The sequence below is a fragment of the Chryseobacterium sp. P1-3 genome (genome assembly GCF_000738495.1).
GTDB lineage: Bacteria > Bacteroidota > Bacteroidia > Flavobacteriales > Weeksellaceae > Chryseobacterium > Chryseobacterium gallinarum.
Map to the genome: position 1 here is coordinate 35,531 of NZ_JPEQ01000023.1, position 8,403 is coordinate 43,933.

4 protein-coding genes, 1 rRNA gene and 1 pseudogene are annotated in these 8,403 nt (G+C 37.7%); all 6 read right to left on the minus strand.

Features of this window, described 5'->3' with window-relative positions; all coding sequences use genetic code 11:
* Positions 1-279: 279 nt before the first annotated feature.
* The 6 genes and pseudogenes from HX13_RS20505 to rrf all read right to left on the minus strand — a co-directional run bounded on the left by HX13_RS20505 (position 280) and on the right by rrf (position 8,330).
* A complete protein-coding gene (locus tag HX13_RS20505; RefSeq protein ID WP_410493167.1) occupies positions 280-1,341 on the minus strand; it encodes a porin in 1,062 nt (353 codons plus the stop codon).
* 92 nt (positions 1,342-1,433) lie between these two features.
* Positions 1,434-1,991: a K(+)-transporting ATPase subunit C gene (kdpC, locus tag HX13_RS20510; RefSeq protein WP_050022594.1), complete on the minus strand. Its 558-nt coding sequence runs from the start codon at positions 1,989-1,991 to the stop codon at positions 1,434-1,436.
* A gap of 11 nt (positions 1,992-2,002) precedes the next feature.
* Positions 2,003-4,042, minus strand: a complete 2,040-nt coding sequence (gene kdpB, locus HX13_RS20515; protein ID WP_050022598.1) for a potassium-transporting ATPase subunit KdpB — start codon at positions 4,040-4,042, stop codon at positions 2,003-2,005.
* A gap of 176 nt (positions 4,043-4,218) precedes the next feature.
* A pseudogene (kdpA, locus tag HX13_RS20520) lies at positions 4,219-5,914 on the minus strand (potassium-transporting ATPase subunit KdpA).
* 441 nt (positions 5,915-6,355) lie between these two features.
* Positions 6,356-7,681, minus strand: a complete 1,326-nt coding sequence (locus HX13_RS20530; protein WP_050022596.1) for a sigma-54-dependent transcriptional regulator — start codon at positions 7,679-7,681, stop codon at positions 6,356-6,358.
* A gap of 541 nt (positions 7,682-8,222) precedes the next feature.
* Positions 8,223-8,330, minus strand: a 5S ribosomal RNA gene (rrf, locus tag HX13_RS20535).
* Positions 8,331-8,403: the final 73 nt, after the last annotated feature.

Below are 8,403 nucleotides of genomic sequence, written 5' to 3' on the forward strand. Positions count from 1 at the left end.
GTATTATTTTTTCAAACATTCTGTAACCTTAGATTAGTACTTTTGTAGGAAAAGTTTTCACTTTCAATGCAAGGTTCAAGATTATAACATATTATTTTTTTACAAACACTTTAGTTATTGTAAGTTACTACTAACTGCATTATAAGATCACTTAAGTTTTTGAAAACCTTTGATTCTCACCTTCTGTGTACTTTTATCAGAACATTATCAGCTTACTTAAGTGTGCTAAAGTGCTTGTAACTTTTGTGGTTATAATTCTGATTTCCGGTTTAATTTTTATTAAAACCAAACTGCTAAACTTGTTGTTACAAAGAAGTTTCCTTTTCTGAAAACATCATTTTTCGCAAAAATGGTATCCTTAGAAGTAAATCCCCTTGCTTCGGTACGAAAAATAACATTTTTAAATACCGCACAATCTACATTCAATGAATATCCGAAAGTCTGGAAACCGTTAGGACTTTTCGTACTGATGATCACTCCGTTCTTATCATTATAATATTCTAATCTTCCCGCCAGGGCCCATTGATTGTCAAACTGGTATTTCACCTGCACATTCGGGCTATACCAGATATTGTATTGCTCACTTCCTTCCGTTTTCTGTTCTGCCCCGATATCAAATCCCAATAAGGCAGAAAATTGATCTGTCAACTGGAAGTTTCCATATAAATCATGAAAATACCGCATCTTTTTCTCAGTCTTCGCTTTATCATTTCCTATGAAAGAACTGCTGTTCAGCGCAATTTTATCATTCGGTTTATACGTGATCTGGTGCCCGAAGGAAATGCTCTGATTACCTTCCGGTTTGGCAATACGTTGCCAGCCATTGAGAACAAGCCCGCTTAAAAACCATTTTCCATTATCTGAAGTATAGGAAACTTTGACTCCGGTTTCAAAATACGGGGAATTTTCAGCGGCAAAACTTCTGGTCAGATTGATATTATCTTTTCCTATTGCACTTTCCCAGCCGATATGGGAAGGCATAATACCGGCATCAATCCATAGGTTTTTATTTTTTGATATTTTGATCCCTACGTTCGCTTCGTTAATGTACCGTAAAGCCTCCTGTTCTGCGGCCATATTGTCCTGTGCGTACGTTCCACTCATCAATGCAAGGTTGGCCCGAATATTCTCACTTTGATAATTGGCTTTTATGAGTCCCAGATTAAGATTTACCTCATTATGTCTGTTGTAAGAGTACAAAAAATTCTGGCGGAGATGATCTGCCGGCTCATTAAAATCATAAGTATAAAAGAGTTCCGCATAAGCCGAAAATGTGAATTTAGGCTCTGTTTTTAATGAGTCTGATGATTGTGCTTTCGAGAAAAATGTTCCCAATAGCATTCCTATAATAATAATTTTTTTCACGTTAGTTGCAAGGTATTAACCATGTCAAGATTTGAAACGTTGACATGGTTTATTTCAGGATTATTAGATTATTTTAATTGATCTAAAGCAATATTAAGCTTTAGTACATTCACTTTGGAAGGTCCGAAAAGGCCTAAAAACGGTTTCTGAGTCTGATCTTTAATTAAGTTATTAACCTGGTCTACAGAAAGGTTTCTCACTTTTGCAATTCTTTTTGCCTGATATAAAGCGCCTTTTTCTGAAATATCAGGATCCAGTCCGCTGCCACTTGCCGTAACCAGTTCTACGGGTACTTTAGTATTTCCCATTTCCGGATTCAGTAATTTTAGCGTATCTATTCTCTTTTGTACAGTTCCCAGATATTCTTCATTGCCAGGGCCTTTATTACTTCCCCCGCTTCCCGCAGCATTATAATTGACGGAAGAAGGACGACCGTGAAAATATTTTTCAGATTTAAATTCCTGCCCTATATTGGTGTAGAATTTCTGTCCTTTATAATTGATAATTTCTGCATTTCCCTGGGTAGGCAATACTTTAGAGCCTCCGTACACAACCCCCAGATAAACACTTACCACAACCAGCATTACCAAAGTCAGTCTGAATGCTGAAACAATATGATTTTTCATGTCTTTATATTTTAATAGAATAAGCTAATCAGTAAGTCTATAATTTTAATTCCGATGAACGGAACAATCACCCCTCCCAATCCATAAATCAAAAGATTCCTTCTCAATAAAGCACTTGCCCCAATGGGTTTGTAAGCCACTCCTTTTAAAGCTAACGGAATAAGGAAGGGAATAATCACCGCATTGAAAATAACAGCCGATAAAATAGCTGTTTCAGGGCTGTGAAGATTCATGATATTCAGTTTCTGAAGGGAAGGGATAAAAGTAATAAACAAGGCCGGAATGATAGCAAAATACTTGGCTACATCATTAGCAATACTGAAGGTTGTTAATGTTCCTCTTGTCATCAGCAATTGTTTCCCGATTTCCACAATCTCAATCAGTTTGGTAGGGTCATTATCAAGATCCACCATATTACCTGCTTCTTTGGCAGCTTGTGTTCCGCTGTTCATTGCTACTCCTACGTCGGCCTGGGCTAATGCCGGGGCATCATTCGTTCCATCTCCCATCATAGCTACCAGCTTTCCTTCCTGTTGCTCTTTTTTGATATAGTTCATTTTATCTTCAGGTTTTGCTTCTGCAATAAAATCATCTACCCCTGCTTTTTCTGCGATAAACTTAGCCGTCAAAGGATTATCACCGGTTACCATCACCGTTTTCACCCCCATTTTTCTAAGCCTTTGGAAACGTTCCTGAATTCCTGTTTTAATGATATCCTGGAGCTCAATTACTCCCCATACTTTTTCATTCACAGCCACCACCAAGGGAGTTCCGCCATTCTCAGAAATTTTGGTTACGGCATCTTGGGTTTCCTGCGGGAAGATATTGCCGGTTTTTTCTGTTAATTTTTTTATGGTATCGTATGCGCCTTTCCTGATTCTGGTTTCTTCAAAGTCAATTCCTGAAGTTCTGGTTTCTGCTGTAAAATCTATATAGGTAGGACCAGGTACAAGTAAGTCCTCCGGTTTTAATTGGCTCAGTTCTATAATTGATTTTCCCTCAGGGGTTTCATCTGCTACGGAACTTAGTGCAGAAGCTTTAATAAAGTCTTCCATTTTGATTCCTTCCGCAGGGTGAAATTGTGTCGCTTTACGGTTTCCTATGGTAATAGTACCTGTTTTATCAAGCAGCAACACATCAATATCTCCTGCCGTTTCTACCGCTTTTCCACTTTTGGTAATAACATTAGCCCTTAAAGCCCTGTCCATCCCCGCAATTCCGATTGCAGAAAGCAGCCCTCCGATTGTTGTGGGAATCAGACAAACAAAAAGTGAAATAAATGCCGCAATTGTAATCGGAGTCTGCGCATAGTCTGCAAAAGGCTTTAAAGTGAGGGTAACAATAATAAACGTCAGGGTAAATCCTGCCAATAATATGGTTAATGCGATTTCGTTGGGTGTTTTTTGTCTTGAAGCTCCTTCTACAAGAGCAATCATTTTATCCAGAAAGGACTCTCCCGGCTTAGTGGTCACCTTTACTTTGATTCTGTCTGAAAGTACTTTTGTACCACCCGTTACAGAACTTTTATCTCCACCCGCTTCACGGATAACCGGTGCACTTTCCCCGGTAATGGCAGATTCATCAATAGTTGCCAATCCTTCAACAATTTCTCCATCCATCGGAACCTGATCTCCGGCTTCACAAAGAAAAATATCACCAAGCTTCATTTCGGCAGACATTTTCAAAGCAGTTTCCACCTGAAATCCGGGTTTGTTTTCAACAACCAGTTTGGCAGGAGTTTCCTCACGGGTTTTTCTAAGCGTATCTGCCTGCGCTTTCCCTCTGGCTTCTGCAATAGCTTCTGCAAAATTGGCAAATAAGACAGTAAAAAATAAGATAATAAATACTAAGAAATTATAAGAGAAATCTCCCTGCGATCTGTCGCCTGTTAAACTGAACAAGCTTACAATAAGCATAACAACAGTTCCTATCTCTACCAGAAACATCACTGGATTTTTAAACATAATTTTCGGATTCAGTTTTACGAAGGACTGTTTTATAGCTTCGTTTACCAAATCTCTTTGAAATAATGTCTGCGATTGATTTTTCATTTTTTTTGAAAGAGTTTTTATCATTATTAACCAATAACAACCATCAAGGCAAGCTAATCATGAGAAATAAAGATGGATAATATTTAAGTGAACGTTTCAGTAAGTTTTAGACTCGCTTCTGAACTCTTCAGCTTCCTTAATGGTCTATTATTGATTTTAATTTTTAAGATTCACAATTATTTAGAGAAATACTGTATCTGTTCTGCAATAGGACCAAGCGTTAATGCAGGGAAAAAGGATAAAGCTGCGATAAGCAGAATGACTGCCAGGGTCATGAATCCAAAAGTAGCAGTATCCGTTTTTAATGTACCTGAGCTTTCCGGAATATATTTTTTCTGTGCCAGTAAACCGGCAATTGCCACAGGACCTATAATCGGAATGAACCTTGATAGCAACAGTACAATTCCCGTTGAAATATTCCACCATGGGGTATTATCTCCCAATCCTTCAAATCCGGATCCGTTATTGGCGGAAGAAGAAGTAAACTCATACAGCATCTCACTGAAACCGTGGAATCCGGGATTGTTCAATGTTTTGGCTCCAAACTCCGGTAAATAAGCTGTTAAAGCTGTTCCTGCAAGAATTAGGAACGGATGAAATAGTGCAACAATCATTGCAATTTTCATTTCTTTTGCTTCGATCTTTTTTCCCATAAACTCCGGAGTTCTACCTACCATTAGCCCACTGATGAATACGGCAAGAATGATAAAGATAAAATAGTTCAGGATCCCTACTCCACAACCACCGTAAAAGCAGTTGACCATCATTGCCAGAAGCTCATTCATTCCGGAAAGAGGCATCGTACTGTCATGCATTGCATTCACGGAACCTGTAGAAATTACGGTTGTGGCAATGCTCCAATATCCTGACGCTGCACTTCCGAAACGGATTTCTTTTCCCTCCATTGCACCAAGACTGCTGTCTGTACCCATTTGAGTAATCAAAGGGTTACCACCTGTTTCATTCACAATATTAGGAACTGCAAGAGCAAGGAAACCAACCGTCATTACAGCAAAAATAACCCATGAAAGCTTTCTTTTATGCAAATAAAAACCCAACGCAAAAACCAATGCGAACGGAATGATCATCTGGGCGACCATTTCTGTCATATTCGTGATATAATTAGGGTTTTCAAACGGATGTGCAGAGTTTGCTCCAAAAAAACCGCCTCCATTTGTTCCCAGATGCTTGATTGCTACAAAAGCCGCTACCGGGCCTCTGGAAACATCAATTTTTTGTCCCTCCAGGGTTGTCATATGAGCTTTTCCTTCAAAAGTCATCGGGCTTCCGTTCATAGAAAGAATAAAAGCTACAATAATACTTACAGGGATAAGAATTCTAATCATTGATCTTGTAAAAAAGTCATAGAAATTTCCTAATTCCGTAGCTGTTTTTTCTTTAAAAGCTTTAAAAAGTACCGCCATTGCGGCCATTCCTGTCGCTGCAGTCACAAACTGTAAAAACATCAAATACAGCTGGCTCAGATAACTTACTCCCGTTTCTCCGGAATAATGCTGCAGATTGCAATTAACTAAAAAAGAAATTGTTGTATTGAAAGCCAAATCCGGTGACATATTGGGATTTCCATCCGGATTCAGAGGTAACCATGACTGGTTCTGCAGGATCAAAAATCCAATAACAAACCAAACCAGGTTAATTGTCAGCATGGCATACATATTCTGCTTCCAGTTCATCTGGCGGTTGGGATTAATACCCGATATTTTATAAATTAACTTTTCAATCGTTTCAAAAACCTGATCCGGAAAAGTTTTTTTTGTATCCGTAGACATTAGCAATATATTTACCTAAACATATTCCCATCACTAACGTAATAGCAAACATGGCTATGATGCCTAAAATCTCTGTATTCATGATTGCTTAAAATTTTTCAGGTTTCATTAAAACATAACAGATATACACAAAGGCAAGAATGGAAAGAAAAAAATAAACTCCACATAATTATATTTTATCAAAAAAATTCAACTGATTTATATAAAAAGCCAAAACAATACTGCAAACAGCAGAATCAAACTTATGAGCATCATATCGTTATTATTAAGATTAGAAGGGTTAACAATACGTAGGATACCATCAGCAGACTAAAAAGTGGAATGCTCCCGTTTTTTTAAACGTTTTTTCTTGAAATTGTCATTTTTAAATATTTTATTCAAAACTATAGGCCAAAAGAAGGCCCATTATAGAAACAAATATCATAAACATTTGATAAACAAATATTTACACACATCAATTAATCTCTATAAAAACAGAAAAGCCTATCAAAATGATAGGCTCTTTATTAAAATGATAAAATCTTTATTTCAATCCGTATTCTTCCAGCTTACGGTATAATGTGGCAATACCAATTTCCAGTAATCTGGCGGTTTCTGCTTTATTTCCCTTAGTGTATTGCAATACTTTTTGTATATGAATTTTTTCCAGGGATCTCATACTTAAAGAGTCACTTTCCGGAATTGCTTTCCCTGAATAATGAGGAAGGCTTTCTTCACTTAAAACATTGTTGTCCATCAGAATAAGGCTACGCTCTACAGCATTCCTTAATTCGCGGATATTTCCTTTCCAGTCGTTCTTCTCCAATGCTTTATAGTAATCAGGCATTACCTGGACAGAAGATAAATGTAATTTATGAGAAAATAAATCAATAAAGTTTTTTGCTAATATTTTAAGATCTTCTTTCCTTTCTCTTAAAGGTGGAAGTGAAATTTCAAAGACATTCAGTCTGAAGTACAAATCTTCTCTGAAATTTCCCTGCTTTATTTCTTCTTCTAAGTTTCTGTTGGTAGCAGCAATCAATCTAAAATCCGATTTTGTTACTTTGGTCTCTCCCATTTTAATGAATTCCCTGGTTTCTAAAACCCTCAATAATTTCGCTTGAAGTTCTATAGGCATTTCACCTATTTCATCCAGGAAAAGAGTTCCACCATTGGCTTCCTCTATAAGCCCTTTTTTATCTTTCAAGGCACCGGTAAAAGCACCTTGTTTGTGACCGAAAAGCTCGCTCTCCAGAATTTCCCTACTGAATGCCGAACAATTGATGGCAACAAAATTATTTTTCTTTCTATCACTCCCTTCATGAATAGCACTTGCAAAAACTTCCTTACCCGTGCCCGTCTCTCCGGTTAAAAGCACTGCTGCGTCTGTTAAAGCTACTTTCTCAGCAAGTCTTTTAGCTTGCAGCATCAAAGGAGAATTTCCAAGGATTTGATCAAAACCTTTCCCTACATTAATATGCTGAGCCGTTTTGCTTTTATTATCCTTCACCCTTTCCAGTGCTTTATATACCAACGGAATAATCTTTTCATTATCATCGCCTTTCACCAGATAGTCATAAGCTCCATTCTTCATTGCCTGTACAGCATCTGTAATATTTCCAAACGCAGTCATCAGAATAATTTCAAGATGGGGATATTTCGTTTTAATTGACTTTACCAATTCTACCCCAAAAGCATCAGGAAGCCGGACGTCACTTAAAACGACATCAAAATCATAATGCTCCAGCATCGTCATTGCTGAACGTGCCGTTGAAGCTTCTTTAACATTAAAATTTTCTTGGGAAAGGATCATTCCTAGTAATTTAAGGAGCTTGATCTCATCATCGATGATCAGAATATTTCCTGACATTATAATTCTTTTTGGAAAACTAATACAAACTTATCAATTTTATCTGAGTAAATGGGCTCTTAGAAAAAAATTGTTTTATAAAGATAAATCCTGGTAAATATTCACTAGCCACGGGCTAAAACCCGCCATTAGTGATAACCCCATAATGGAAAAAGCATTGCTATTTTATTTCACCACGGATTACACGGATTGACACAGAGGAATGTCGAGATTTGGGTTGGGGAAAGATCAAGGAATATACGGATATGCTTTAATGTTTAGAAAAGATATGATGAGCACAGCTATTCAATAGGCACGGGCTTTAGCCCGTTCTCAATAAAACCATAAAATTCCACAGGCTTTAGCCAAAACCTATACGCTATCTGGGATCTGTTATCTGTTATCTGTTATCTGTTATCTATCATTTCACTCTTCACCCTGTATAAGTGCAGGGATAGTTCCAGGTACATAGGCGTGGGATAGATATAATATAGATGGGATGGGTCTATAACAAAAAAAAGTCTCACACATTACTGTATGAGACTTTTAAAATAAAAATAAAAACTGGCGGCGGCCTACTCTCCCGCGTTAGCAGTACCATCGGCGCTGGTGGGCTTAACTTCTGTGTTCGGAATGGGAACAGGTGAGCCCCACCGCTAAAACCACCCTAAAGAAGGTATATAGCATCTGGCTATTTGCTGCTGGCTTTTGGCTTTTTGCCAATCGCTAACTGCTTACTGCCA

What these genes read in the sequence shown, in the direction of transcription:
- HX13_RS20505 (WP_410493167.1), bottom strand. Translation starts at nt 1,341, where the DNA reads ATGCTATTGGGAACATTTTTCTCGAAAGCACAATCATCAGACTCATTA.
- kdpC (WP_050022594.1), bottom strand. Translation starts at nt 1,991, where the DNA reads ATGAAAAATCATATTGTTTCAGCATTCAGACTGACTTTGGTAATGCTG.
- kdpB (WP_050022598.1), bottom strand. Translation starts at nt 4,042, where the DNA reads ATGAAAAATCAATCGCAGACATTATTTCAAAGAGATTTGGTAAACGAA.
- HX13_RS20530 (WP_050022596.1), bottom strand. Translation starts at nt 7,681, where the DNA reads ATGTCAGGAAATATTCTGATCATCGATGATGAGATCAAGCTCCTTAAA.